Raw genomic sequence first — 25,703 nt, 5'->3', positions numbered from 1 at the left:
CTCATGCCTCCGCGCTACGGCCCTTGAGGGCGAACATGCCCTGCGGACGCTTCTGGATGAACAACACGATCAGCACGAGCACGGCGATCTTCGCGAGCACCGCGCCCCAGAACGGTTCGATCGCCTTGCTGATGAGTCCGAGGCCGAAGCCGCCGATCACCGTGCCGGCCAACTGGCCGACGCCACCTAGCACCACTGCCATGAACGAATCGATGATGTAGCTCTGGCCGAGGTCCGGTCCGACGTTGCCGATCTGCGAGAGCGCACAGCCGCCCAGACCGGCGATGCCCGCGCCGAACGCGAACGCATACGAATCGACCCGCGCGGTCTTCACGCCGACACAGGCCGCCATACGCCGGTTCTGCGTGACGGCGCGCACGAACAGGCCGAGCCGCGTCTTGGTGAGCACGGCCCACGCGATGCCGACCACGATCAGCGAGAACGCGAGGATCGCCAGCCGGTTGTACGGCAGGATCAGATTGGGCAGCACGGTGACGCCGCCGCTCATCCACGCCGGGTTGATCACCTGCACGTTCTGCGCGCCGAACAGCATGCGCGTCGCCTGAATCAGGATCAGGCTGACGCCGAAGGTGGTCAGCAGCGTTTCGAGCGGGCGGCCGTACAGATGCTTCAGCACTAGCCGTTCGAGCACGATGCCCACCAGCCCCGCGGCGACGAACGAGGCCGGAATGGCGAGCAGCGGATACCAGTCGAACGCGCCGGGCGCGAAGCGCTGAAAGAGGTTCTGCACCACATAGGTCGCGTACGCGCCGATCATCAGGAATTCGCCGTGCGCCATGTTGATCACGCCGATCAACCCATAGGTGATGGCAAGGCCCAGCGCGGCGAGCAGCAGCACGCTGCCAAGCGAGAGGCCCGCGAACAGCGTGCCGGCGATCTGGCTGCGGCGCTGGATCGCGTCGAGTTCGTCGATGCCGCTTTGCGCGGCGGCGCGCACGCGGTCGTCGGCTTCCACGAAGGTGCCGTCCGGCTTCTTCGCGACGATCGGCCGCAGCAGCTCGTTCATGTCGAGGTCGTGGCGCGCGGCGACCAGTTGCACGGCTTCGAGGCGCCTGCCGGGGTCGGCGTCGTGCAGCGCGGTCATCGCCCACAAAGTATCGAGGCGCTTCTTCAGCGCGGGATCGGTTTCCTTTGCGCGAGCTGCGTCGACGAGCGGTTTGATCGACGGATCCGGGTTCTGCAGCAGCGCGGTGATCGCGGCTTCACGTGTCGCCTTGTCCGGCGAATCAAGTTGCAGGCCCGACAGCGCGCCGGCCACTTTCGAGCGCAGCAGATTGTTCAGCGTGACCGGCTGGGCATCGCCCGCGGCGACGGTCTTGCCGGTGACCGCGTCCTTCGCGGTGTCGCCGTCCTGCAGCAGCACGGCGCCCGAATCGGTGGCGAGCGCGCTGTCGTCGGACAGCGCCTTGAGCACCGCCATCGACTCTTTGTCGTGATTGGCGATCAGTTTGTCGATGGCGGCGGATTTCGCGTCGAAGTCGTCGCCGGCAAGCGGCGCCACATCGGCTTGCGTCAGCGCGAAAGCGCTCAGCGGTGCGCCCGCGAGGAGCACGAGCGCGACACCGGTCACGCCGCGCTGCGCGAGCCGCAGCGACAGTTTTTGCGCCAGTGTTCGTGTGGACCTGAGAAATGAGAACGCCATGGTGGCCTTTGAAGAAAAACCGGCGGAGCGGCGCGGCATGTGGGCAAGCGCCGCAGCTGCGCCGTCGAATTGCCGCGCGCGAAAGTCGTGCCGTCGGGACGGCGGATCACGGCACGAACGCAGGCGCGGTCGGCGCGCCTGTCGCGGGATTGCATCGGCGTGCCATGCCGGCCGACGTCGCCGTCACGGCACGCCTTCCTGTCAGGCGACGCGCGAACGCTTCAGGAACGCCGGGATCGAGCTGACCACGTCCGGCTTGCTCGAATTGCCGGCAATGAACGGGCTCCACGGCTGCGCGCGAATCGCGGTCTTGGTCCGCCACACCACGTTGAACTGGCCGTCGGCGCGCACTTCGCCGATCATCACCGGCTTGTGCAGGTGGTGATTGCCGTCCATTTCGAGCGTGAAGCCCGACGGCGCGGCGAACGTCTGGCCGACCATCGCCACGCGCACCTTGTCGACTTCGGTGCTCTTGGCCTTCTCGACTGCCTGCTTCCACATATGGATGCCGACGAAGGTCGCTTCCATCGGGTCGTTGGTCACGCGCTTGGTGCCACCCGGCAGGTTGTTCTGCGCGACCCATGCGGCCCATTGCTTCTTGAACTTTTCGTTGGCCGGGTTGCGCAGCGACATGAAGTAATTCCACGCCGCGAGGTTGCCGACCAGCGGCTTCGTATCGATACCGCGCAACTCTTCCTCGCCGACCGAGAAGGCGACCACCGGCACGTCCGACGCCTTCAGCCCCTGGTTGCCGAGTTCCTTATAGAACGGCACGTTCGAGTCGCCGTTCACGGTCGAGATCACCGCGGTCTTGCCGCCTTGCGAGAAAGTCTTGATGTTCGCGACGATGGTCTGGTAGTCGCTATGGCCGAACGGCGTGTAGACCTCCTGAATGTCGGCTTCCTGGACGCCCTTCGACTTGAGGAACGCGCGCAGGATCTTGTTGGTCGTGCGGGGGTACACATAGTCGGTGCCCAGCAGGAAGAAGCGCTTGGCGCCGCCGCCTTCCGCGCTCATCAGGTATTCGGTCGCCGGAATCGCCTGCTGATTCGGCGCTGCGCCCGTGTAGAACACGTTGCGCGACATTTCTTCGCCTTCGTACTGCACCGGGTAGAACAGCAGGCCGTTCAGTTCCTCGAACACCGGCAGCACCGATTTGCGCGACACCGAGGTCCAGCAGCCGAACACCACGGCGCACTTGTCCTGCGTGATCAGCTGACGCGCTTTCTCGGCGAAGAGCGGCCAGTTCGATGCCGGGTCGACCACCACCGGCTCCAGTTGACGGCCCATCACGCCGCCGTTCTTGTTGATGTCCGCAATGGTCATCAACGCGGTGTCTTTGAGGGAAGTCTCCGAGATCGCCATCGTGCCCGACAGCGAATGCAGGATACCTACCTTGATCGGGCCGCTGCCCGACTGCGCATGGGCGAACGGAACCTGACCAGCAAGCGCCAGCGCGCCCGACATGGAGCCGAACTTCAACAGACTGCGACGTTTCATGTATATCCCCTTGCCATTGATGGTGACTGTTTATGGGCGTCGATTTCAGCCAGCAGGGCTTATCCCGCATGACTTGCCGCTTGTGTACTGCAAGCCACATGCCATGCAGTAAATTCGACTCGAAGGTCGTGCATGGCATGCTGCATCGCGGCTACCGGCTGGCCGGTTCATGCGGAGTGCGGCGCGAAATTGGTGCAGGATCGAACCATGCGCCTCGTTCAGGTGCGCGCCGCGCCGCAACGAAGCGTGCGTATCCGCCAACGGGCGTCGACGGTGCATCTGCGCCGCGCCTTTGTGCATGCGCCGTCGCGCTATACGGGCGATATCCTGGCGTTCTCGCCGCCGTTGATCGTCGAGGAGGCGCAGATCGGGGAGATCCTGTGGGGCGGTGGCCGAGGTGTTGAGAGAGTTGGACTAGTAGCGCGGCGTTTCGGAGACCGCGGTATGAAAGAAGGCCGGCGATTTGCGGGGCGCCGGCCTTATCGATTAGATCGCCGAGTTCAGAACGCGACGAAGGGGCCAGTCTGCGCGCCGACCTGGGCGCCGTTCAAAGCGGTGTAGACGTCGCGGCCGAAGAAGAACGGCAGGCCCCAGATAAAGTAACTGGAAAGCGACGTATAGACGGCCAGATCGTCATGCGCTGCGTATTGGCCGTTCATCAGGTTCGCCGTATTGGCTACCTGGAACGGTACGGTTGCGGACGCCGCCGCTCCGCTGTTGGGTTTGAGTATGGCGGACAGGCTGAGTGCGGTCGACGGCGTGTAACGTCCCCACGAGTCGAACGGGATCGAGCGATCCTGGAAAGTGTTCGTGTTCGACCCGCTATCCATCACCCCCCTTCCGAACAGCGAGCCCTTGTACGCCGTCGTGAAGAAGCCGTTGCCGTCGAGCGCAATGATATTGGCATTCGACGACAGCCTGTTGTTCTGTTGCGTGCCAATGCCGAACACCAGTTCGCCGGTGGCGCTTGGCTGGCCGCCCGCAGGCAGGGCAGGCAGACGGATGATCGTGCCGTTGTTGTCCGAAGTGAAGTTGGCGACGGGATTCATGACCTGCGTGTCGAGCGGCACGCGTGTGCCTTTGCACGAACCCGTGGACGGACAGTAGTAGTAAGTGGCCGACAAGGCATATTGGGCCGCGAGCGGAAAGTCGCGTACCGCGGAACTGATGCCGACCACGCCATTGGCGCCGAGATCGGTCACCGTGCCGATGTTCCCGAGCCCCACTGATGCGCAATCCGCGGGCGTGGCATACGCGCTGTCGCCGATCACCTGGATCGGCAGGTTGCCTGCTGCCTTGGCGCCGATCGTTACGTCGGCGCGCCTGATCGGCCCCCACGCATAACCTGACGCAAACTGCGCGCATTGGGCAATCGGGGCTGCGCTGGTGGGATCGTCGGTGGCGCCGGTTTGCGCGGGCAAACGACCCGAGAGCGCCGGGCCCAACGCGCTCGCCAGCACACGCACGCCTGCTGAACCGGTGTCGACCAGCATGTGGTCGATCGTTGCGCATTGGCTCGCGCCCTGCACACCAGGGATGCAGATGGTGACGGTTACGTAGGGCTGGTTGGCGTAATTTCCCGTCCATCGTTCGACGGTGATCGGGACGGTGTTGACGTCGGCCGATGGCGTTGGCGATGGCGATGGTGTCGGAGTTGGTGTCGGTGTTGGTGTTGGAGTCGCAGTTGGTGTCGGCGTCGGCGTCGGTGTCGGCGTCGGTGTCGGTGTCGGTGTCGGTGTTGGAGTCGGTGTTGGAGTCGGTGTTGGAGTCGGAGTCGGAGTCGGAGTCGGACGCGGCATCGGAGTGGGCTTCGGCGCGGGCGTCGGTGCCGGGCTTGGAGTCTGCGTGGGCGTTGGGCTCGAAGCGGAGCTCGGCGAAGGCGCGGGACTTGGCGTCGGCGCCGGATTTTGTGCAGGCGACGGAGCAGGGCCCGGCGTCGGCGAGACCGGCGCCGGGTTGCCCTTGTCCTGCATCGCATTCGGGTCACTGCTGTCGCCGCCACCGCCACCGCCACAGGCGGACAGAACGACACTGGAAGTCAGGATGGCGAAACAAAGGGATTGGTTGAGTGTTTTCATGTTTCTTGTGATTCGTGGCTCGACCCGCCGCTTCATTGCAGATCTTCCACGCGAACATTGGCGGGGACGAGGCGCGGCAGGAATGCCTTGCCGGACGCGTGTCCCGGCGCGCCTGCCGACTCGATCTGGAAGTCGCCATTGCGCTCGATCAACGGACCCGTGCCGCGAGCCCGCACTGCACTGGCGGCAACCGCGCTGGGGAAATAGCTGCCGAGCAACGCGCTCATATCCGGCCGCACCGGGCCGTCCCACGTGACCGCAAACACGACGTTCGACGGCAGCACGTATTCGCGCACCGTCACACCATTGGGGTCACGCGACGGGCGCACGGTATAAGGCATGGAAGCGGAAGCAGCGTTAGAGCTCGCCGCGCGGAGCAACGGTTGCGGCGTCGCCCCTGCATTGGGCGCACCGCCCAACGCCGCATAAGACGCGAGCGGAAACAGTGCCGCAGCGGCCAGTGCGACCTTCACAAAATTCATCACATTGCTCCACGAAAACAGGTCGGAGCATGGTGCCAGCGGGGCGTTATTGGGATTGCCGGAAAAGTCTGAATGAAAAATCGGAAATGGCGTAAGGAGGTGCTGCGCCAGTGCAACGCCTCCTGTCTCAGTTGGGCGCTCAGTCGTCAGAACGCGACGAACGGCCCAGTCTGGTTGCCGACCTTCGCGTTTCCAATCACGGTGTAGACGTCGCGGCCATAGAAGAACGGCAGCCCCCACAAGAACATATTGTTGTGGCTATTCGAGAAGTACTGACCAATGTTGTTAAACGCTGCGTAACCGCTCGCCATGAGACTGGCGGCGTTGCCGACCGAAAATGGCATCTGGAGCGGCGAGCCTTTTCCGTTGGTGGGGTCGATGGTGGCGCTCAGGTTCAACGTGCCCGTCGGCGTGTATAAGCCGGCTGCGGATACGGGGATGGCGCTATCGGGGAAAGCGTAGCTCAAGGTGCCGCTGTCGATCGCGCTGCGATTGAACACGCGCCCCTGGTACTGGGTCGTGAACGTGCCGTATTTGTCCACTGCAACGACGGTGGCATTGGCCGGCAACGCATTGTTCGGCTGCGTGCCGACGCCGAACACCAACAGGCCCGTAACGCTGGCCTGGCCGCCAGCCGGCACGGCGGGCAGGCGGATGACCGTGCCGTTGTTGTCCCTCGCGAATCCCGCAACCGGGTTCATGACTTCCTGGCTCGCCTGCACGCGCGTGCTGATGCAACGGTTTTGCGACGGGCAGTAATAGTAGTTGCCGGGTATCGCGGTGGTGACGGCGTCCGCGGAATCGCTCGTGAAGTTGTCGATGCCGAGAATGCCGTTCACGCCCATGGCGTCGAGGGCGGCGCCCATGTCGCCGCCGCCGTGCGCGACACAATCGTCGGGGACGGCGAACGCACCATCGGAGATCAACTGGATCGGAATATTGCTCGCCGTCTTGCTGCCGATCGTAATGTCCGCGCGTTTGACCGAACCCCACGTGAAACCCGAGGCAAACGGCATGCATTCGACTATCGGCGCGGAGCCGACCGGATCGTCGACCGCGCCCGCTTGCGTGAGCAACTGAGGAGCCAGCGTGGGGAGTGCGCGGGCTGCAATGCGCACGCCGGTCGAGCCGGTATCGACCAGCATCTTGTCGACGCTCACGCACTGGCTCGCGAGCTGCGCGCTCTGGGCGCCCGGCACGCAGACCGTAACCGATGCGAACAGCCGGTTCACGTTGCCCGTCGAGGCGTCGACGCTAACCGGCACCGTGTTGTCGCCGGTGGCCGGGGGCGTCGCGTTACCCGAATTGCCGGAGTTGCCGGAACCGCCTGAGCCGTTCGGTGGTGGGGTCCAGTCAGGGGTGGCGTTCCAGCCGATCGAGTTGCCGCTCTGGTTGCCGCTGGCGTTTCCGCCGCCGCCGCATGCGGAAAGCGCGACCCCCGCAATGGCTGCTGCGAGCCAGAGTGTCTTCTTCAATGTGTTCATGTTTTGTTTTCCCATAGCTCGACGCGTGCCTTATTGCAGATCGCCCGGACCGACGCCGGCGGGCATCAGGCGAGGCAGCCAGGCCATGCCGCTGAAGCGTCCCAGGCGGCCAGTGGACTCGACCCGGAAATCGTCGTTGCCGTCGACCAATGGTCCGGTGCCGCGCGTGCGGCTTTGTGCGGTGTTGACGAAGTTCGGGAAATAGCTGCCGAGCAGCGCTGCCATATCAGGACGAATGGGACCGTCCCACGAGACCGCGAACACGACGTTGCCGGGCAGGACGTATTCGCGAAGGGTCACGCCGTTGGCGTCGATCGACTGGTGCAGGGAGTAGCGCGCTGCGTTCGCCGGTTGAGCCGGCGTCGCGACGGCGGACTGCGGTACGGCGCGCAGCAGTGGCGCAGAGGATGTGCCGGCGGACGGCGCACCGCCCAACGTTGCATGCGAGATAAGCGGCAGCAAGGTTGCGGCCAGCATCGCGATCTTCAAAAATCTCATCACATTGCTTCCCCAAAAAAGGTCGAAGCATGGTGCCTGTGAGATGTTCAGGAAACCGTATGAAATTTCCTAAGAGAACGCGCGAAGCAGCGCAATGAAAGCGTGACGTTAGCTCTGCGCCAAAGGGTGCAAGCTGGAAGCGGGGAAAGCGGGGAAAGCGGGAGAAGCAAAAGAAGCGCAGAAAGGCCGTTGGCCCGTCCGCGTAACGCGAAAGCCCGCAAGCAAGTATTAGAGCAGCCGTTCCTCACGGCCGCACTAACACCTCATTGCGGCTGATCGATCAGTAGGTCGGAACGGACGGATCCACCTGACGCGACCACGCGTCGATTCCGCCTTGCAGATTGAACACGTTGGTATGGCCGCGCGACTCGAGGAACATCGCGACCTGGGCGCTGCGCGCGCCGTGGTGGCAGACGCAGACGATTTGCGCGTCGTCGTCGAGTTCTTCGCTGCGCGCGGGAATCTCACGCATGGGGATCGACACGGCGCCGGCGATGGACGCCGTCTGGATTTCCCACGGCTCGCGCACGTCGAGCAGGACGGGCGCGGGACGCGAGGTGTCGGCGAGCCATTCGGCGAGCGCCGGAGCGGTCAGGTTTTGCATCAGCAGGACATCCAGTTCAATTCAGAGGACGGCGGCCATGCCGGCCGTCCGGATCAATGCGTCAATCAGAACTTGAAACGCGACGGCTGCACCGCGTTGATGAGCGGTTCGACATACGTTTCGAACACGTCGGCAATGCGGTACTGCTTCTCGTCGATACGCGTGATGATCTGCGCCTTCATGACCGGCGCGGTGCCGACGAATGCCGCCAGACGGCCGCCGATCTTCAGTTGATCGAGAATTTCCTGCGGCAGCACCGGCAGGCCGCCCGACACGCAGATCACGTCGTACGGCGCGGCGCCGGCCCAGCCGCGCGAAGCGTCGCCGGTGGCGACTTCGGCGTTCAGCACGCCGTTGGCGATCAGGTTGGTTTTCGCCAGTTCCGCCAGTTCGGGTTCGATGTCGACCGTCAGCACGTGCTGCGCGCGGTGCGCGAGCAACGCGGCCATGTAACCCGAGCCCGCGCCGATTTCGAGCACGCTTTCGTGTTTCTTCACCGCCAGTTCCTGCAGCACGCGCGCTTCGACGCGCGGCGCCAGCATGTGCTGACCGGCCGGCAGCGGCACTTCGAAATCGACGAAGGCCAGGTCGCGATAGACGGTGGGGACGAAGTTCTCACGCTTGACGATCGACAGCAAATTCAGCACGTCCTGGTCGAGCACTTCCCAGGGGCGGATCTGCTGTTCGATCATGTTGAAACGCGCTTGCTCGATGTTCATGGTGGATTCGGCTCTGTGGTTTGGCGAGTTTGCGATGTGCCACTGACCGGGGGCCTCGCACGACAACTTGGCACGCAAGGCACGTCAGGGTAACTGCGGGATTGTACCAAATGACCATGCCGATTCGCGCTCGGGCGGGCAGGGCGCCGCCCGCCGCCACACCGGAATGCGGCGCTGCGGGGCCACGCCGCCCCCCGTGTTAATCCCTAGCGATCGGGCCTTGCGCTTCCCGCATCGATCGCTCAAGAATGTAATCGATTACATTTTCGAGGCATGTTCACTTGTCCAGATCAACGTCCAGCAAGGCTCCCGCAGTGGTGTCCGAGGCGCGTCCCCAGCCCGGCGGCCGGCCGGCGCGCGGCGCGGCCGAAGGCATTTCGATTGCCGGCGTCGCCGAGCAGGCGGGCGTTTCGGTGGCCACGGTGTCGCGCGTGCTGAACGGCCACGAGAACGTGCGGCCCGCCACGCGCGACAAGGTGCTGGCCGCCATCGACGCCAGCGGCTACCGCGTCAACGAACTCGCGCGCAACCTGCGCACGGCGGAGAGCCGCCTGCTGCTGACCATGGTTCCGGACGTGGGCAACCCGTTTTACGCGGAGATCGTGCGCGGCATCGACAGCGTGGCCCGCCAGCACGGCTACTTCATGTTGCTGTGCGACACGGGCGCCGATCCGGGGCGCGAGCGCAGCTACTTCGATCTGCTGCGCCGCCGCCGCGCGGACGGCGCGATCTGTCTCGATCCGGCCACCATCCAGCAGGCGCTCGGCGAGGCGTCGAGCGCGCTGCCGTGGGTTGCGTGCTGCGAGTTCGACCCGGCAATGGGCGTGCCGTACGTGGGCATCGACAACTACCGGGCCGCCGGCGACGCCGTCCGGCATCTGCTCGCGCGCGGCCACCGCCGCATCGGCCTGATCAATTCCGATGTCGATTACCTGTACGCGCGCCAGCGTCAGCAGGGCTATCTGGATGCGCTGACCGAAGCGGGCATCACGCCGGACGAATGCTGGCGCATGAACCTGAACAGCCTCGATTACGAAGCGGGCGCCTCGGCCGCGGCCACGCTGATGAATCAGCCGCACGCGCCGAGCGCGATCTTCGCGGTCTCGGACACGCTCGCGATCGGCGTGATTCACGGCTTGCGCAGCGTCGGCAAGCGTGTGCCCGACGATATCGCGGTGGTCGGCTTCGACGATATCTCGCTTGCCGCGCAGATCGATCCGCCCCTCACCACCATCGCGCAGCCCATGCGCGAGCTGGGCGAAACCGCCGCGCGGCTGTTGCTGCAGCGGCTCGCCAATCCATTGGCGAACGTGCCGGGCGTGCTGTTGCCGCACCGGCTCGTGATTCGCGGGAGCGCCTGAGTCATGAGCCTCGCGATCCGTTTCGACGATATTCGCAAAGACTTCGGCCCCGTGCGCGTGCTGCACGGCGTGAGCTTCGAGTTGGCGCCGGGACGCATCTACGGACTGCTCGGCGAGAACGGCGCGGGCAAATCGACGCTGATGAAAATCCTCGCCGGCTATGAAACCGCCACGTCGGGCAGCTTGTTGGTCGACGGCCACCCGCAGCAGTTCACCGGTTCGCGCGATGCAGAAGCGCAGGGCATCGTGCTGATTCACCAGGAGTTCAATCTCGCCGAGCATCTGACGATCGCGCAGAACATGTACCTCGGCCATGAAAAGAAGCGCGGCTGGTTCGTCGACGATACGGCGATGAACACCGAGGCCGCCCGTTATCTCGCGCAGGTCGGTCTGGAGAAAGCGCCGGACACGAAGGTGCGCGAACTGATCGTCGCGGAAAAGCAGATGGTGGAGATCGCCAAGGCGCTCTCGCGCCGCGCGCGCCTGCTCATCATGGACGAGCCGACGGCCACGCTCACGCCTTCTGAAACCGAGCGCCTTTTCACGCTGATGGCGAAGCTGAAGGCCGACGGTGTGACCATCATCTACATTTCGCACAAGCTCGACGAAGTGGAGCGCATTACCGACGAAGTGATCGTGATGCGCGACGGCCGCTTCGTCGCCCGCAGCGAAACCGTGGGACTCGCGCGGCAGCAGATGGCGAACCTGATGGTCGGGCGCGACGTGTCCGATATGTTCCCCGAGAAAATCACCGTGCCCGCCGACGCGCCGGTCGCACTGAAGGTTCAAGGCCTCGTCGTGCCGGACTGGGTGGAGGACCTGAGCTTCGACGTGCGCGCGGGCGAAGTGCTCGGTTTCGCGGGACTGGTGGGCGCGGGCCGCACCGAGGCGTTCGAAGCGATCATCGGCCTGCGCAAACGCACGGCGGGTCGCATCGAGATGGCCGGCCGTCCCGCCGATCTGAAAAGTCCGCGCGACGCGATGCACCACGGCCTCACCTATCTGAGCGAAGATCGCAAGGGCAAAGGCCTGCACGTGAACCTGAGCCTGCAGGACAACGTCACGCTGATGACGCTCGAACGCTACGCGCATCCGCTGCTCGACATGAAGGCGGGGCGCGCCGCGTTGACGAAAGCCGTGAGCGAATTCGGCATTCGCACCGGCGATCTGTCGAGCCGCGCGCGCATGCTCTCCGGCGGCAATCAGCAGAAGCTCGCGCTTGCCAAGTATCTGCAGCCGGAGCCGGATGTGATCGTGCTCGACGAGCCGACTCGCGGCGTGGATGTCGGCGCGAAACGCGATATCTATTTCCTGATCCATCGTCTCGCCGCGCAGGGCCGCGCGGTGATCGTCATTTCATCCGAACTGATCGAGCTGATCGGCTTGTGCCACCGCGTCGCCGTGATGCGCGCGGGACGCCTGCAAGCCACGCTGACGCTCGAGCATCTGACCGAAGAGGAGTTGATCGCCCATGCGACCGGCACCCACTGAAGCCGTCCAATCCGGCCGCGCGTTGCGCTTCGCGCATCGGCTGTATGCGCTCGGTCCGCTGGTTGGACTGATCGTGCTGTGCATTGTCGGCACGCTGCTCAACCGCGATTTCGCCACGCTCGACAACATGATGAACGTGCTCACGCGCACGTCGTTCATCGGCATCATCGCGGTCGGCATGACCTTCGTGATCATCTCGGGCGGCATCGATCTCTCGGTCGGCTCGATGGCGGCGCTGATCGCGGGCAGCATGATCTGGCTGATGAACGGACTTGCGGCGGGCGTCGGCGGGCATACCTTCCCGCCGCTGATGATCCTCACACTCGGCATCGTGTTCGCGCTCGTGCTGGGCGGGCTGTTCGGTTGCGCGCACGGCTTGTTGATTACCAAAGGGCGGATCGAGCCGTTCATCGTCACGCTAGGCACGTTGGGCATTTTTCGCGCGGTGCTGACCTGGCTCGCCGACGGCGGCGCGCTGACGCTCGACAACTCGCTATCCGACCTGTACGGCCCGGTGTATTACGCGAGCCTGTTCGGCGTGCCGGTGCCGATCTGGGTGTTTCTGGTGGTCGCGGCGGGTGGCGCGCTGATTCTCAACCGCACGGCGTTCGGCCGGCACGTGCAGGCAATCGGTTCGAACGAACAGGTCGCGCGCTATGCGGCGATTCGCGTCGATACCGTGAAGATCGTCACCTACGTGCTGCTCGGCATGTGCGTGGGCGTCGCCACGGTCCTGTACGTGCCGCGGCTCGGGTCCGCCACGCCGACGACCGGCTTGCTCTGGGAACTCGAGGCGATCGCGTCGGTGGTGGTCGGCGGCACGGCGCTCAAGGGCGGCGAAGGCCGCGTGATCGGCACGGTGATCGGCGCGATCCTGCTGTCGGTGATCGCGAACATTCTGAATCTGACCAGCATCATCAGCGTGTATCTGAACGCGGCGGTGCAGGGCGTGGTGATTATCTTCGTCGCGTTCGTACAACGTGGACGGCGGTAGCGGTGGTGCTTCAGATTGCGCTTCAAACTGCGCTTCAAACTGCAGTAACGGTGAGTTGAGATCGGGGCGCACGAACGCCTCACACAAGGAGACATAACCATGAAGCAGGTCCTTCGAGCGGTCGGCGCCGGCATGCTGGCGTTGGGAATACTGGGTACGGCGAATGTCGCGCGCGCCGATGAAAAGGTCACGCTGGGCGTCGCGATTCCAACAGCCGACCACGGTTTTACGGGCGGCATTGTCTGGTGGGCGAATAAAGCCAAGACCGATTTGGAGAAAGCGCATCCCGATCTGAAAGTGATCGTGAAGACCGCGGCCGGCGCACCCGAACAGGCGAACCAGTTGCAGGATCTGGTGACGGTCAACAAGATCAACGCGCTCGTGATCTTCCCGTTCGAATCGGCTTCGCTCACGCAGCCGGTCGCTCAGGTGAAGAAGAAAGGCGTGTACGTGACGGTGGTGGATCGCGGCTTGACCGACACCAGCGCGCAGGACGCCTACGTGGCGGGTGACAACACCGCGTTCGGCAAGATCCCCGCTGAGTTTCTGGCGAAGGAGCTGGGGGGCAAAGGCAACATCGTCGCGCTGCGCGGCATTCCGACCACGCTCGACAACGAACGCTGGACCGCGTTCACGACCGTGATCAAGAACTATCCGGACATGAAGATTCTCGACGCCAAGTACGCGAACTGGAATCGCGACGACGCGTTCAAGGTCATGCAGGATTACCTGACGCGCTTCAAGCATATCGACGCCGTCTGGGCCGCGGACGACGACATGGCCGTGGGCGTGATCAAGGCGATCGAACAGGCCAAACGCACCGACATCAAGATCGTGTTCGGCGGCGCGGGCTCGAAGGGCATGGTGAAGAACGTGATGGACGGCGCGCCGATGATCAAGGCCGACGTATCGTACTCGCCGAAGTTCATCTACGACGCCATCAAGCTCACCGCCGAAGCGCGCCTGAAGGGCGAGAAGCTGCCGCCCACGACGATCATTCCGTCGGTGCTGATCACGAAGGAAAACGCGCAGCAGTTCTATTTCCCGGACTCGCCGTTCTGATCCCAGCATCCGGGGCGCGCTGCCTGATGTCGTGCAGTGGGCGGCACGGCGCGCGCGCCCCCGTTCGAGGAGCCGTACGATGAAAACCATCCAAGGGCCGGCTATCTTTCTCGCCCAGTTCATGGGTGACGAGGTGCCGTTCGACAACCTCGCGCATCTTGCCGAATGGGCCGCGGGTCTCGGCTTCAAAGGGATTCAGGTGCCGTGCGACAGCCGCCTGATCGATCTCGAACAGGCGGCGTCGAGCCAGACCTATTGCGACGAGTTGCGCGAGACCGTGGACAACTTGGGCGTGACGATCACCGAACTGTCGACGCATCTGCAAGGACAGCTCGTCGCCGTGCATCCGGCCTATGATGCGCTGTTCGACGGCTTTGCCGCGCCGCAGGTGCGAGGCGATCCGGCCGCGCGCACGCAGTGGGCGATCGAGCAGATGAAGCTCGCGGCGAAGGCCTCGCAGCGTTTGGGCTTGAGCACGCACGTGTCGTTTTCCGGGGCGCTGGCGTGGCCGTATCTGTACCCGTGGCCTCAGCGTCCGGCCGGTCTCGTGGAAGCCGCGTTCGACGAACTCGCGCGCCGCTGGACGCCGATTCTCGACGCGTTCGACGCAGCCGGCGTGGACGTGTGCTACGAACTGCACCCGGGCGAAGACCTGCACGACGGCGTGACCTTCGAGCGTTTTCTCGATGCGGTCAAGCAGCATGCGCGCGCCAACATCCTCTACGACCCGAGTCATTTCGTGTTGCAGCAACTGGACTACCTCGCGTTCATCGACATCTATCACGAGCGCATCAAGGCGTTTCATGTGAAGGACGCGGAGTTTCGTCCGACCGGCAAGCAAGGCGTGTATGGCGGCTACAGCGGTTGGGTCGAACGTGCGGGCCGGTTCCGCTCGCTCGGCGACGGCCAGATCGATTTCGGCGCGATCTTCTCGAAGATGGCGCAATACGATTTCCCCGGCTGGGCCGTGCTCGAATGGGAGTGCGCGCTGAAGCATCCGCACGACGGCGCGCGCGAAGGCGCGGAGTTCATTCGCCGCCACATCATCCGCGTGGCCGAGCATGCATTCGACGATTTCGCCGGAAGCGGTGTGGACGCCGCGCAGTTAAAACGCGTGCTCGGCATCTGACGGCGGCGAGCCAACGCAAAGGAGCGAGGACGATGGCACAACGAAGGCTCAGGCTAGGAATGGTCGGCGGCGGGCAGGGCGCGTTCATCGGCGCGGTGCATCGGATCGCGGCGCGGCTCGACGATCGGTTCGAACTGGTGGCGGGCGCGCTGTCGTCCGATCCGCAGCGCGCCCAGGCGAGCGCCGCCGAGGCCGGCATCGCGCGCAGCTATGCGGACTGGCGCGAGATGGCGCGCGCGGAGGCCGTGCGCGACGATGGTATCGACGCGGTGGCGATCGTCACGCCGAATCATCTTCACGCACCAGTGGCGACGGCGTTTCTCGAAGCCGGTATCCATATCGTGTGCGACAAGCCGCTGGCGATTTCACTGGCCGAAGGCGAAGCGCTGGCCCAACTGGCTCGCAAGAAGAACAAGCTGTTTGCGTTGACGCATACGTATTCGGGCTATCCGTTGGCACGTCATGCCCGCGAGTTGATCGAACGAGGCGAGCTCGGCGAGATACGTGTAGTGCAAGTCGAATACGCGCAGGACTGGCTCGCCGAACCGATCGAAACGAGTGGCACGAACAAGCAGGCCGGTTGGCGCACGGACCCGGCGTTAGCGGGGCCGGCGGGATGTCTCGGCGATATCGGCACGCATGCTTATCACCTTGCTGCGTTCGTCACGGGTATGACGCCGCGCGCGTTGGCGGCTGAAGTGCATACCTTCGTGCCGGGACGCCGCATCGACGATCACGTGCAGGCCATGCTGCGCTATCCGAACGGCGCGCGCGGCATGCTCTGGGCGAGCCAGGTGGCGAGCGGCGCGGAGAATGCATTGCGTTTGCGCGTGTATGGGACGAAAGCGGGGTTGAGTTTCGACCAGGAGAATCCGAACGAATTGTGGTTCACGCCGTTGGGCGGCGAGGCTGAGCGTTTGACGCGAGGGCGCGTGAAGAGCGTGATCGCGGCGCATGCGACGCGTGTGCCGCCAGGGCATCCCGAAGGTTATCTGGAAGCGTTCGCGCAGTTGTACAAAGACGCGGCGTTGCAGATCGAAGCGCTGGACGCGGGCCGCGCGTTGCCGGCCGAAAGTCTCTTGCTCACGACGGTGGAAGACGGAGTGTCGGGTTTGCGCTTTATCGAGGCGATGCTCGCGAGCAGCGCGGCGGATGGGCAGTGGCGCGAGATTGGCAACGCGTGAGGCGTTGATACGGCTATGGGCGCGGAGCAGTCGCCCCGCTCAACCGCCCTTGCTCTTCTTGATCTGCTCTTCGAACGCGATATCCAGCTTGCTCGCCTTGCGCGGCTTCGGCGGGCCGAAAGCGTCGACGAATTTGACGAAGTCGTCGAGCGTCAGCGGGTCGGAGACTTTCGTGTCCGTGCCGCTCGATTTGTCGACCAGATAGAACAGGCCGCCAGAAAGGCTGATCGCGGCAAACTGCGGATTGCCGCTGCGCGTTTTCAGCCGCTCGACGGCGTGGATGGCTCGGGTGGTGCGCATGGTGGGGGACTGCTGATCGGGGAAAGACTGCTACTTTAGCAACTTCGCCGGCTGAATGCGCCGGTGTCTCAGTCTCGCCGCCTGGTTGCGGGCGGCGCCGCAAGTTGCGCCGCAGCCTGTTCGCACGACTTTTGTGCACCGTGGACGGCGCCGCCACGTGTATTGGCGCCGACCACGTCATCAAGCCGCGGACACCTGCCGCCCGGCTGCACGGGCGGCGGTCTCACTGCATGGCTTACTGGCTCAAATAAACGAACTTGCCGTTCCTGATCACGCCCATCACGCTCGCGCGTTGATCCAAACCTACGTGATCCTTCGCGCTTGTGTTGACCACGCCGTTCGGCACGACCAGTTCATGCGCATGTTCCAGCTCGTCACGCAGCGCCGTACGAAACGCCGGCGTGCCCGGCTGCGCCGTCTTCAGCGCACGGGCCACGGCATCCTGCAAGCGCGGATACACACCCGCCGCGTCGCCCGCGAACTGCGTCACGCTGCCCGGGCCGTACTTCGCTTCATATTCGTTCGTAAAGGCGAGCGCCGCTTTCTTCGCCGGATGATCGGCGGGCAGCGTGCGCGCCACTACGACCGGCTGGGTCGGGAACAGCGTGCCTTCCACGTCCTTGCCGCCCAGCTTGATGAACTCGGGCGTGGCGATGCCGTGCGTCTGATAGATCGGACCTTTGAAGCCGCGCTCGATCAGCGTGCGTTGCGGCAGCACCGTCGGCGTGCCGGCGCCGGCGATCAGGATCGCGTCCGGCTTGGCGGCCATCAGCTTCAGGATCTGCCCGGTCACGCTCGCGTCGGTGCGGTTATAGCGCTCGGTGGCGACCAGTTGAATATGGCGCAGCGCCGCGAACTTGCTGAACTCGTTGAGCCAGCTTTCGCCGTAGCCGTCTGCGAAACCGATGAAACCCACTGTCTTCACGTTGTGGTTCGACATGTAGCGCGTCATCACGTCGGCCATCGCGCTGTCGGTCTGCGCCATCTTGTAGGCCCACACCTTCTTGCCTTCCTGCGGCTCGACCACGCTCGCCGAGCCGATCAGCGTGATCATCGGCGTCTGGCTCTCGGCGACCGGATCGAGCGCGGCCATGGCCGCCGGCGTGATGTTCGGGCCGACGATCACGTCCACGTGGTCTTCGTTGATCAGCTTGCGGATGTTGCGCACGGCGGCGCCCGGGTCGGAGGCGTCGTCGAGGAAAATGTAGTCGGCTTTCTGGCCGGCGATGGTGGCGGGCCACATCAGCATGGCGTTCTTGCTGGTGATGCCGATCACGGCCGCCGGGCCGGTGCTCGACAGGTCGATGCCGACCTTGATGTCGGCGTGGGCAGCGGTGGCGAGCAGGAGCGCGCCAAAACCTAAAGCGGCGGTGAGGCCGCTGAATTTTTTCTTATACGACGTCATCAAAGGGTCTCCGTAGCAAGAAGCGGTGGTGATATCAAAGTTCGTAGGTTTCGTGTTCGCCCTTGAGCGCCTGCTCGATCAGCTTGCGGTTCATGCTCGGCGACAGCAGTTCGACGAGCGTATACACATAGCTGCGCAAATAAGCGCCCTGTTTCAGCGCGACCCGCGTCACGTTGCTGCCGAACAGGTGGCCGACCGGCATGGCGCGCAAATGACGGTCGCGCTCGGCGTTGAACGCGATATCCGCCATGATGCCGACGCCCAGACCCAGTTCCACATAGGTCTTGATCACGTCGGCGTCGATCGCCTCCAGCACGATGTCCGGATGCAGACCGCGCAGGCGGAACGCTTCGTTGATCTTGGTGCGGCCGGCGAACGCGTTGTCGTAGGTGATCAGCGGATACTGGGTCAGATCATCCAGCGACAAAAGTTTGCGGTCGAGCAGCGGATGATCCGGTTGCATGACGGCCACGTGGTGCCACTGGAAGCACGGCAGCGAGACCAGCTCCTTATAGTTGGAGATCGCCTCGGTGGCGATGCAGAGGTCGGCCTGGTCGTGGATCACCATTTCGGCGACCTGAGTCGGGCTGCCTTGCAGAATCGAAAGGTGGACCTTGGGAAAGCGCTTCTTGAATTCGGCGATCGCGGCGGGCAGCGAGTAGCGCGCCTGGGTGTGGGTGGCGGCGATCACCAGATTGCCCTGATCCTGCGCCGCGTAATCTTTACCGACCCGTTTGAGGCTCTCGACTTCCTGCAGAATCTTCTCAACCGACTGAAGAATGATGCGCCCCGGCTCGGTCAGCGAGCGCACCCGCTTGCCGTGTCGTGTGAAGATTTCGACGCCGAGCTCGTCCTCCAGCTCGATGATCGCCTTCGAAACGCCTGGCTGGCTTGTAAACAGGGCTTTCGCGGCTTCTGTCAGGTTGAAATTCTGCCGCACTGCCTCACGGACGAAGCGGAACTGGTGTAGGTTCATATATAACCCCTCCGCATATCAAAAGAATTTTTTAGTCGTTTGAAATATAAGGCGAGTTTATTACGATCTGTCCATCTTTTTCAATATGGATATCTGTATTTGTCATAAGCAAATGAGCGATGGGTCTAAACGTTCATCTGCGGCTGCTGACAAAGAGAGGTATTCAAGGCGTGGCGGAACCGGACCGCTGCGTATCACTGCAAAAATTGGGGTCCCCGAATGTACCAATACGATCAGTACGACCAGACCATCGTCGATGAACGGGTCGCGCAGTACGCCGATCAGGTTCGCCGCCGTTTGTCGGGCGAATTGAGCGAAGAGGAGTTTCGTCCGCTGCGTCTGCAGAACGGCCTGTATATGCAGCGTCACGCGTACATGCACCGCATCGCGATTCCTTACGGCAACCTGCGCAGCGACCAGATGCGCGTGCTCGCGCAGATCGCGCGCGAGCATGACCGCGGTTACGGCCACTTCTCGACGCGCTCGAACATCCAGTACAACTGGATCAAGCTCGAAGAAACGCCGGAAATCCTGCGCAAGCTCGCCGCGGTGCAGATGCACGGCATCCAGACCTCGGGCAACTGCATCCGCAACATCACCGCCGACCAGTTCGCCGGCGTGGCGCCGGATGAAGTGGTCGATCCGCGGCCGTGGGCCGAAATCCTGCGTCAATGGTCGACGTTCCACCCCGAATTCGCGTGGCTGCCGCGCAAGTTCAAGATTGCCGTGTCCGGTTCGAAAGAAGACCGCGCTGCCGTGCAGATTCACGACATGGGCGTGTATCTGAAGAAGAACGAGCAGGGCGAGCTGGTGGCCGATATTCTGGCCGGCGGCGGCATGGGCCGCACGCCGATCATCGGCGCGATCATCCGCAAGGATCTGCCGTGGCAGCATCTGCTGACGTACTGCGAAGCCGTGCTGCGCGTGTATAACCGCTACGGCCGCCGCGACAACATGTACAAGGCGCGGATCAAGATTCTCGTGAAGGCGTTGAGCCCGGAGAAGTTCTCGGCGCAAGTCGAAGAAGAATGGCAGCACCTGAAGGACGGTCCTTCGACGCTCACGCAAGCCGAAGTGGATCGCGTGTCGCAATACTTCCAGCCGCCGGTGTACGAAAAGCTCGCCGACACGGACGCTTCGTACGAAAAGCATCTGCTGGAAAACCGCGCGTTCGCCCGTTGGGTCGAGCGTAACGTGCGTCCGCACAAGGTGTCGGGCTACGCGTCGGTCACCTTGTCTTTGAAGCCGACCACGATCGCCCCCGGCGACGCAACGGACGCGCAGATGGAAGCGGTTGCCGATTGGGCCGACGAGTACTCGCTCGGCGAAATCCGCGTGTCGCACGAACAGAACCTGATTCTCGCCAACGTCAAGAAGCGCGACCTGTTCGCGCTGTGGGAAAAGGCCAAGGCGCAAGGTTTCGCGACGCCGAACATCGGTTTGTTGACCGACATCATCGCGTGCCCGGGCGGAGACTTCTGCTCGCTCGCGAATGCGAAGTCGATTCCGATTGCGCTCGCCATTCAGGAGCGTTTCAACGATCTGGACTACGTGTACGACCTGGGCGATGTGTCGCTGAACATCTCGGGCTGTATCAATGCGTGCGGTCACCACCACATCGGCAACATCGGCATTCTGGGCGTCGATAAGGACGGCTCGGAGTGGTATCAGGTGACGCTCGGCGGCGAGCAGGGTTCGGGCGCCACCGGCGCGCACCTCGGCCGCGTGATCGGCCCGTCGTTCTCGGCGGAAGAAATGCCGGACGTGATGAGCAAGGTGATCGATACGTTCGTGGAAAACCGTCACGAAGGCGAACGCTTCATCGAAACGTATAACCGCATCGGCATCACCCCGTTCAAGGAACGTGTGTACGCCTCGCGTCAACCGGCTCACGCGTAACCGCGAAAAGGATACTGAACAGATGGCTTCTATCATCAAGAATCGCGCGATCGTCAACGATGACTGGACGGTCGTGCGCCCGGCGGAAGACGGCACGCTGCCCGCGGTGAACGAATTGCCCGCAGGCAAGGTGCTGGTGCCGCTCGCGTTGTGGCAGGCTGAGCGTGATGCGCTGAGCGCTTCGCGCAGTGCCGCTGAAATCGGCGTGTGGCTCGCGCCGGACAGCGAGCCGGCGGATATCGTCGCCGACTTCGACAAGATCGCGCTGATCGGCGTCGACTTCCCGGTGTTTCGCGACGGCCGCGGCTATAGCATTGGCCGCCTGCTGCGCGAACGTTACGGCTACAAGGGCGAACTGCGCGCGATCGGCGACGTGCTGCGCGATCAACTGGCGTTCATGTTCCGTTGCGGCTTCGACGCTTACGCGCTGCGCGCCGATAAAGACTTCGACGACGCGCTCAAGGCGTTCGACGAATTCAGCTTCAACTACCAGGGCGCGGTGAATTCGTCGCCGCTGTTCCGCCGCCGCGAAGCGGGCGAATTGGCGAAGGCGTCGGCATGAGCGAAGTCCAAGCCCTCACGCCGGAACTCGCCGCGAAGGTCGAGCGCCTCGATGCGCTGCTCGATTCGATCGCCGCGCGTCACGCGAACGTCAAGCTCGCCAGCAGCCTCGCAGCGGAAGACATGCTGCTCACGCACGCGATCCTGTCGCGTGGCGTGAAGATCGGCATCTTCTCGCTGAACACGGGCCGCTTGCATGCGGAAACGCTGGGCATGCTCGATCGTGTGAAAGAGCGCTACGGTTACGACATCGAACAGTTTCATCCGCAAGCCGCCGCGGTCGAGGAATACATCGGCTCGCACGGGCTGAACGCGTTTTATGAAAGCGTCGATCTGCGCAAGCGCTGCTGCGAAATCCGCAAGGTCGAGCCGTTGAACCGCGCGCTGTCGGATGTCAGCGCATGGGTCACGGGCCAGCGCCGCGAGCAGTCGGTCACGCGTGCCGAGTTGCATGCGGAAGAGCACGACGCCGCGCGCAATATTGCCAAGTTCAATCCGCTGACCGACTGGACCGAGGCCGAAGTGTGGGCCTACCTGAAAGCGTTCGACGTGCCGGTCAATCCGCTGCATGCGCGCGGCTACCCGAGCATCGGCTGCGAGCCGTGTACGCGCGCCGTGCGTCCCGGCGAAGATAGCCGGGCAGGGCGCTGGTGGTGGGAGTCGCGCGATACGAAGGAATGCGGACTGCACATCACGACGATTACGCCGATCGCGGTCGAGCGTGGCGCGGACGCCCAAGCCTGAAGTTTCAGCGAACGGGCCTTGGCTTTTGGCCCGCACGCCGCACATATCGATTTGAATACTTGCGCTTCGGCGAGCAACCGCTCGCCGGGCGAATCAACGAAGGACCCAAACATGAGCACCACGCTCGATTCCACTGTCAATGCACCGCTCGCCAACACGGCAGACCGGATGGATCACCTCGATTGGCTCGAAGCCGAGTCGATTCACATCCTGCGCGAACTGGTTGCCGAGTGCAGCAAGCCCGCGCTGCTGTTTTCCGGCGGCAAGGATTCGGTCGTGGTGCTGCACCTTGCGCTGAAGGCCTTCGGTATCGGCGCGAATCGCAAGACCGTGCTGCCGTTCCCGCTCGTGCATATCGACACCGGCCACAACTACGAGGAAGTGATCGACTTCCGCGATCGTCGTGCGAAAGAGATCGGCGCTGAACTGGTGGTGGGTCATGTGGAAGATTCGATCAAGCGCGGCACGGTGCGTCTGCGCCGTGAAACGGATTCGCGCAACGCCGCGCAAGCCGTGACGCTGCTCGAAACCATCGAACAGTATGGCTACACCGCGCTGATCGGCGGCGCGCGCCGCGACGAAGAAAAGGCCCGTGCGAAAGAACGGATCTTTTCGTTCCGCGACGAATTCGGCCAGTGGGATCCGAAGGCACAGCGCCCGGAACTGTGGAGCCTGTATAACGCGCGTCTGCATAACGGCGAACACCTGCGCGTGTTCCCGATTTCGAACTGGACTGAACTCGACGTGTGGCAGTACATCGCCCGTGAAAAGCTCGAACTGCCGTCGATCTACTATGCGCATCAGCGCGAGATCGTGCGCCGCAATGGTCTGCTCGTGCCCGTCACGCCGCTTACGCCGATGCGTGAAGGCGAAGTCAGCGAATCGGCGCTGGTGCGTTTCCGTACCGTCGGCGATATCAGCTGCACGTGCCCGGTGGAAAGCGATGCGGATGATCTCGAGAAGATCATCGCCGAAACGGCCGTGACCGAAATCACGGAACGCGGCGCGACGCGGATGGACGATCAGGTGTCCGAGGCCGCGATGGAACAGCGTAAGAAGCAGGGTTATTTCTAAGCACACGAGGGCAATGCAATCATGAGTATTCATCAACCAGAAGACCTCGGCGTGCTGCGTTTCATTACCGCGGGCAGCGTCGACGATGGCAAGAGCACGTTGATTGGCCGCCTGCTGTACGACAGCAAGGCTGTGCTTTCAGATCAACTCTCGGCACTGTCGCGCGCAAAGAATAAGCGTACCGTTGGCGATGAAATCGATCTGTCGCTGCTGACGGACGGCCTCGAAGCCGAACGCGAGCAAGGCATCACGATCGACGTCGCATACCGTTACTTCGCGACGGCGAAGCGCAAGTTCATCATTGCCGACACGCCGGGTCACGAGCAGTACACGCGCAATATGGTGACGGGTGCATCGACCGCCCACGCAGCGATCATTCTCGTCGACGCGACGCGCGTGACGTTTGTGGACGGCGTCGCGCAACTGCTGCCGCAAACCAAGCGTCATAGCGCGATCGTCAAGCTGCTGGGTTTGCAGCACGCAATCGTCGCGATCAACAAGATGGACCTGGTCGATTACAGCGAGCAGCGCTTCAACGAGATTCGCGACGCGTATGTCGAACTTGCGCGTCAACTGGGCTTGAACGATGTGCGCTTCGTGCCGGTGTCGGCGCTCAAGGGCGACAACATCGTGACCGCGAGCGAAAGCATGCCGTGGTACGCGGGCGAGCCGCTGCTCGACCTGCTCGAAGCGCTGCCGGTCGAAGTGCCGACGGGCCAGGCGCTGCGTTTTCCGGTGCAATGGGTGGCGCGCCAGGACGGCAGCCAGGCCGACGATTTCCGCGGCTACATGGGCCGTGTGGAAGCCGGCGAAGTGAAGCTCGGCGATACGATCGTCGTGTTGCCGGCTAATCGGGAAGCGACGGTTGCAGAGATCATTGCGCCGGTGCCGGGCGGCACGGCTGCGGTGGACCGCGCATTTGCCGGTCAAACGGTGACGATTCGTCTGGCGGAAGACGTCGACGTGTCGCGCGGCGACACCTTCGTGCTGCGTGAAGCGGCGCCGGAGCCGGCCAAGAAACTGGAAGCCGACCTCTGCTGGTTCGACGACACGCCGCTGTCGACGCAACGCAAGTATCTGTTGAAGCAGACCACCAACACGGTGTTCGCGCGGATCGGTGCGATCAAGGAAGTGCTCGACGTGCATACGCTGTCGCAGGCGACCGATCGCAAGGAACTGACGATGAACGATATCGGCCGCGTGGCGCTGACGTTGCAGAAACCGCTGGTGTGCGACGTGTACGACTCGCATCAGGGCACGGGTGCGTTCGTGCTGATCGATGAGGCGACGCATCACACCGTTGCGGCTGGGATGATTCGGGCGTTTTCGGCTTAAGCGCTTGGCACGTCACTGCGTCGTGCTGGCGACCTAACAGGCAGGTTTAGGCAAATGGGTAAGGTTTATCTGATCGGCGCAGGGCCGGGTGCTGCGGACCTGATTACGGTGCGTGGCGCGCGGTTGCTCGGGTTGGCCGATGTCGTGCTGCATGATGCGCTGGTCGAGCCGGCTATGTTGGACTATGCGCCCTCGCACGCGCGGCGGATTGCTGTTGGGAAGCGTTGTGGGCAGTTGTCGACCGCGCAGCAGTTCATCAATAAGCAGATTGTGGATGCTGCTTTGGAGCATGACGTGGTCGTGCGCCTTAAAGGCGGTGACCCGATGCTGTTCGGGCGCGCTGATGAGGAGATGCGGGCGCTCGAGGCTGCGGGTATTGAGTATGAGGTTGTGCCTGGGATTACTGCCGCTCTCGCGAGTGCGGCTTCTTTGAAACGGTCGCTGACGTTGCGGGGTGTGTCGCGCAGCGTTGCGTTGGCCACCTTTAGTCGGGCGCCTGGGTCTGAGGAGATTCGCGAGCAGGTTAATGCGGATTCTCTGGTGTTCTATATGGGCCGGGATAGTGGGGTTGAGATTGCGCAGCAGTTGATTGAGGCTGGGCGGTCTGTTGCCACGCCTGTGGCTATTGTTGAGGCTTGTTCTACTGCTCGTGAGAGGATGCTTTTTCTTACTCTTGAAGAGTTGGCCGCCGGCGATGCGCAGAAGTGGGTCGATGCTTCGCAGCCTAGTTTGCTGATGATCGGCGAGGCTTTTGCTGCGCGGCAGGGTGCGGTGGTTCGCTCCGCGGGTGGGTTGTTGGTCGCGGCTTGAGGTTTCTCCTTGCTGCTGTGCGCTTCGCTTGTTAGTGCTTTTTGCGGCTTTGGCCTTTCCTTGATTTCTTCGTGGTCTATTAGCGTTGCCCCTGTGCGGGGCGGCACCTACTTTTCTTTGCCGGCCGCAAAGAAAAGTAGGCAAAAGAAAGCGGCTCACACCGCTAGCTCATAAGCGGGTCCCCCGCGCAGTTACGGTAGTGGTGCATCTGGAATCTGGGTTCTTGCACATTACGCGCTCGTGACACAGCAGTCATTCTTCCGGCGACGCTGCGCGCGCCGTCGCGGTCGGTCTTCAGGCAGTCGCGTTGTTTCTTCTCTGCGGTTCTTTCGTGCTGTAGTACTTCATTC

23 protein-coding genes and 1 pseudogene are annotated in these 25,703 nt (G+C 63.3%); 13 read left to right on the top strand and 11 right to left on the bottom strand.

Features of this window, described 5'->3' with window-relative positions:
* Nucleotide 1: 1 nt before the first annotated feature.
* Nucleotides 2-1,663, bottom strand: a complete 1,662-nt coding sequence (gene urtB, locus P0D71_RS11035) for an urea ABC transporter permease subunit UrtB (RefSeq protein WP_408479970.1) — start codon at nucleotides 1,661-1,663, stop codon at nucleotides 2-4.
* Between the two features lie 201 nt (nucleotides 1,664-1,864).
* On the bottom strand, nucleotides 1,865-3,163 hold the full coding sequence (urtA, locus tag P0D71_RS11030) for an urea ABC transporter substrate-binding protein (RefSeq protein WP_091796478.1): 1,299 nt from the start codon (nucleotides 3,161-3,163) through the stop codon (nucleotides 1,865-1,867).
* A 309-nt stretch (nucleotides 3,164-3,472) separates the two neighbouring features.
* Here urtA and P0D71_RS11025 point away from each other — a divergent pair.
* Nucleotides 3,473-3,581 (top strand): annotated as a pseudogene (locus tag P0D71_RS11025) (aminotransferase class III-fold pyridoxal phosphate-dependent enzyme); the annotation flags it as partial.
* Between the two features lie 82 nt (nucleotides 3,582-3,663).
* Here P0D71_RS11025 and P0D71_RS11020 read toward each other — a convergent pair.
* The 6 genes from P0D71_RS11020 to P0D71_RS10995 all read right to left on the bottom strand — a co-directional run bounded on the left by P0D71_RS11020 (nucleotide 3,664) and on the right by P0D71_RS10995 (nucleotide 9,028).
* Nucleotides 3,664-4,962 carry a DUF3443 domain-containing protein gene (locus P0D71_RS11020; protein WP_408479969.1) on the bottom strand — a complete coding sequence of 433 codons (1,299 nt, stop codon included), beginning with the start codon at nucleotides 4,960-4,962 and terminating at the stop codon, nucleotides 3,664-3,666.
* 311 nt (nucleotides 4,963-5,273) lie between these two features.
* On the bottom strand, nucleotides 5,274-5,723 hold the full coding sequence (locus tag P0D71_RS11015; protein WP_408479967.1) for a DUF2844 domain-containing protein: 450 nt from the start codon (nucleotides 5,721-5,723) through the stop codon (nucleotides 5,274-5,276).
* A gap of 146 nt (nucleotides 5,724-5,869) precedes the next feature.
* Complete coding sequence (locus tag P0D71_RS11010) at nucleotides 5,870-7,222, bottom strand: DUF3443 domain-containing protein (RefSeq protein ID WP_408479966.1); 1,353 nt, start codon at nucleotides 7,220-7,222, stop codon at nucleotides 5,870-5,872.
* A 15-nt stretch (nucleotides 7,223-7,237) separates the two neighbouring features.
* Nucleotides 7,238-7,705: a DUF2844 domain-containing protein gene (locus P0D71_RS11005; RefSeq protein WP_408479965.1), complete on the bottom strand. Its 468-nt coding sequence runs from the start codon at nucleotides 7,703-7,705 to the stop codon at nucleotides 7,238-7,240.
* Nucleotides 7,706-7,985: 280 nt separating this feature from the next.
* Nucleotides 7,986-8,309 (bottom strand): rhodanese-like domain-containing protein, encoded by a 324-nt coding sequence (locus P0D71_RS11000; protein WP_091796474.1) that lies wholly within the window; start codon nucleotides 8,307-8,309, stop codon nucleotides 7,986-7,988.
* A 65-nt stretch (nucleotides 8,310-8,374) separates the two neighbouring features.
* Nucleotides 8,375-9,028: a protein-L-isoaspartate O-methyltransferase family protein gene (locus tag P0D71_RS10995; protein ID WP_091796473.1), complete on the bottom strand. Its 654-nt coding sequence runs from the start codon at nucleotides 9,026-9,028 to the stop codon at nucleotides 8,375-8,377.
* A gap of 281 nt (nucleotides 9,029-9,309) precedes the next feature.
* Here P0D71_RS10995 and P0D71_RS10990 point away from each other — a divergent pair, with 281 nt between their 5' ends.
* The 6 genes from P0D71_RS10990 (at nucleotide 9,310) to P0D71_RS10965 (ending at nucleotide 16,249) form a co-directional block, all read left to right on the top strand.
* Complete coding sequence (locus P0D71_RS10990; protein WP_091796472.1) at nucleotides 9,310-10,389, top strand: LacI family DNA-binding transcriptional regulator; 1,080 nt, start codon at nucleotides 9,310-9,312, stop codon at nucleotides 10,387-10,389.
* Nucleotides 10,390-10,392: 3 nt separating this feature from the next.
* The gene (locus tag P0D71_RS10985) at nucleotides 10,393-11,880 is read left to right on the top strand and encodes a sugar ABC transporter ATP-binding protein (protein WP_408479963.1); all 1,488 of its coding nucleotides are present in this window, start codon (nucleotides 10,393-10,395) and stop codon (nucleotides 11,878-11,880) included.
* Nucleotides 11,861-12,874, top strand: coding sequence for an ABC transporter permease (locus tag P0D71_RS10980; protein ID WP_408479962.1), 1,014 nt, complete (start codon nucleotides 11,861-11,863; stop codon nucleotides 12,872-12,874). The genes P0D71_RS10985 and P0D71_RS10980 overlap by 20 nt, the downstream gene beginning before the upstream one ends.
* A 99-nt stretch (nucleotides 12,875-12,973) precedes the next feature.
* Nucleotides 12,974-13,936, top strand: coding sequence for a substrate-binding domain-containing protein (locus P0D71_RS10975; protein WP_091796469.1), 963 nt, complete (start codon nucleotides 12,974-12,976; stop codon nucleotides 13,934-13,936).
* Nucleotides 13,937-14,015: 79 nt separating this feature from the next.
* On the top strand, nucleotides 14,016-15,065 hold the full coding sequence (locus P0D71_RS10970; protein ID WP_408187624.1) for a sugar phosphate isomerase/epimerase family protein: 1,050 nt from the start codon (nucleotides 14,016-14,018) through the stop codon (nucleotides 15,063-15,065).
* 32 nt (nucleotides 15,066-15,097) lie between these two features.
* On the top strand, nucleotides 15,098-16,249 hold the full coding sequence (locus P0D71_RS10965) for a Gfo/Idh/MocA family protein (protein WP_408479960.1): 1,152 nt from the start codon (nucleotides 15,098-15,100) through the stop codon (nucleotides 16,247-16,249).
* A gap of 39 nt (nucleotides 16,250-16,288) precedes the next feature.
* On the opposite strand, the gene P0D71_RS10960 is transcribed toward P0D71_RS10965, so the two are convergent.
* The 3 genes from P0D71_RS10960 to P0D71_RS10950 all read right to left on the bottom strand — a co-directional run bounded on the left by P0D71_RS10960 (nucleotide 16,289) and on the right by P0D71_RS10950 (nucleotide 18,930).
* Nucleotides 16,289-16,549 (bottom strand): hypothetical protein, encoded by a 261-nt coding sequence (locus P0D71_RS10960; RefSeq protein ID WP_408479959.1) that lies wholly within the window; start codon nucleotides 16,547-16,549, stop codon nucleotides 16,289-16,291.
* 235 nt (nucleotides 16,550-16,784) lie between these two features.
* A complete protein-coding gene (locus P0D71_RS10955) occupies nucleotides 16,785-17,954 on the bottom strand; it encodes an ABC transporter substrate-binding protein (RefSeq protein WP_091796465.1) in 1,170 nt (389 codons plus the stop codon).
* Nucleotides 17,955-17,988: 34 nt separating this feature from the next.
* Nucleotides 17,989-18,930, bottom strand: coding sequence for a CysB family HTH-type transcriptional regulator (locus P0D71_RS10950; RefSeq protein ID WP_091796464.1), 942 nt, complete (start codon nucleotides 18,928-18,930; stop codon nucleotides 17,989-17,991).
* Nucleotides 18,931-19,149: 219 nt separating this feature from the next.
* Here P0D71_RS10950 and P0D71_RS10945 point away from each other — a divergent pair, with 219 nt between their 5' ends.
* From P0D71_RS10945 to cobA, 6 genes are all read left to right on the top strand, one after another.
* On the top strand, nucleotides 19,150-20,829 hold the full coding sequence (locus tag P0D71_RS10945) for a nitrite/sulfite reductase (protein ID WP_408479957.1): 1,680 nt from the start codon (nucleotides 19,150-19,152) through the stop codon (nucleotides 20,827-20,829).
* A gap of 22 nt (nucleotides 20,830-20,851) precedes the next feature.
* Nucleotides 20,852-21,391, top strand: coding sequence for a DUF934 domain-containing protein (locus P0D71_RS10940; protein ID WP_165184919.1), 540 nt, complete (start codon nucleotides 20,852-20,854; stop codon nucleotides 21,389-21,391).
* Nucleotides 21,388-22,134, top strand: coding sequence for a phosphoadenylyl-sulfate reductase (locus P0D71_RS10935; RefSeq protein ID WP_165184922.1), 747 nt, complete (start codon nucleotides 21,388-21,390; stop codon nucleotides 22,132-22,134). Before P0D71_RS10940 ends, P0D71_RS10935 begins: the two co-directional genes overlap by 4 nt.
* 111 nt (nucleotides 22,135-22,245) lie before the next feature.
* Complete coding sequence (gene cysD / locus P0D71_RS10930) at nucleotides 22,246-23,208, top strand: sulfate adenylyltransferase subunit CysD (protein WP_091796460.1); 963 nt, start codon at nucleotides 22,246-22,248, stop codon at nucleotides 23,206-23,208.
* Between the two features lie 21 nt (nucleotides 23,209-23,229).
* Nucleotides 23,230-24,543: a sulfate adenylyltransferase subunit 1 gene (locus tag P0D71_RS10925; RefSeq protein WP_091796459.1), complete on the top strand. Its 1,314-nt coding sequence runs from the start codon at nucleotides 23,230-23,232 to the stop codon at nucleotides 24,541-24,543.
* 54 nt (nucleotides 24,544-24,597) lie between these two features.
* A complete protein-coding gene (gene cobA / locus P0D71_RS10920) occupies nucleotides 24,598-25,353 on the top strand; it encodes a uroporphyrinogen-III C-methyltransferase (RefSeq protein ID WP_408479955.1) in 756 nt (251 codons plus the stop codon).
* The last annotated feature ends 350 nt before the right edge of the window (nucleotides 25,354-25,703 follow it).

Origin of the sequence: Paraburkholderia sp. RL17-383-BIF-A (genome assembly GCF_046028015.1) — a bacterium.
Classification (GTDB): Bacteria; Pseudomonadota; Gammaproteobacteria; order Burkholderiales; family Burkholderiaceae; genus Paraburkholderia.
The sequence above is the reverse complement of the archived record's forward strand: the minus strand, read 5'-3'. Positions and strand labels throughout refer to the sequence as shown.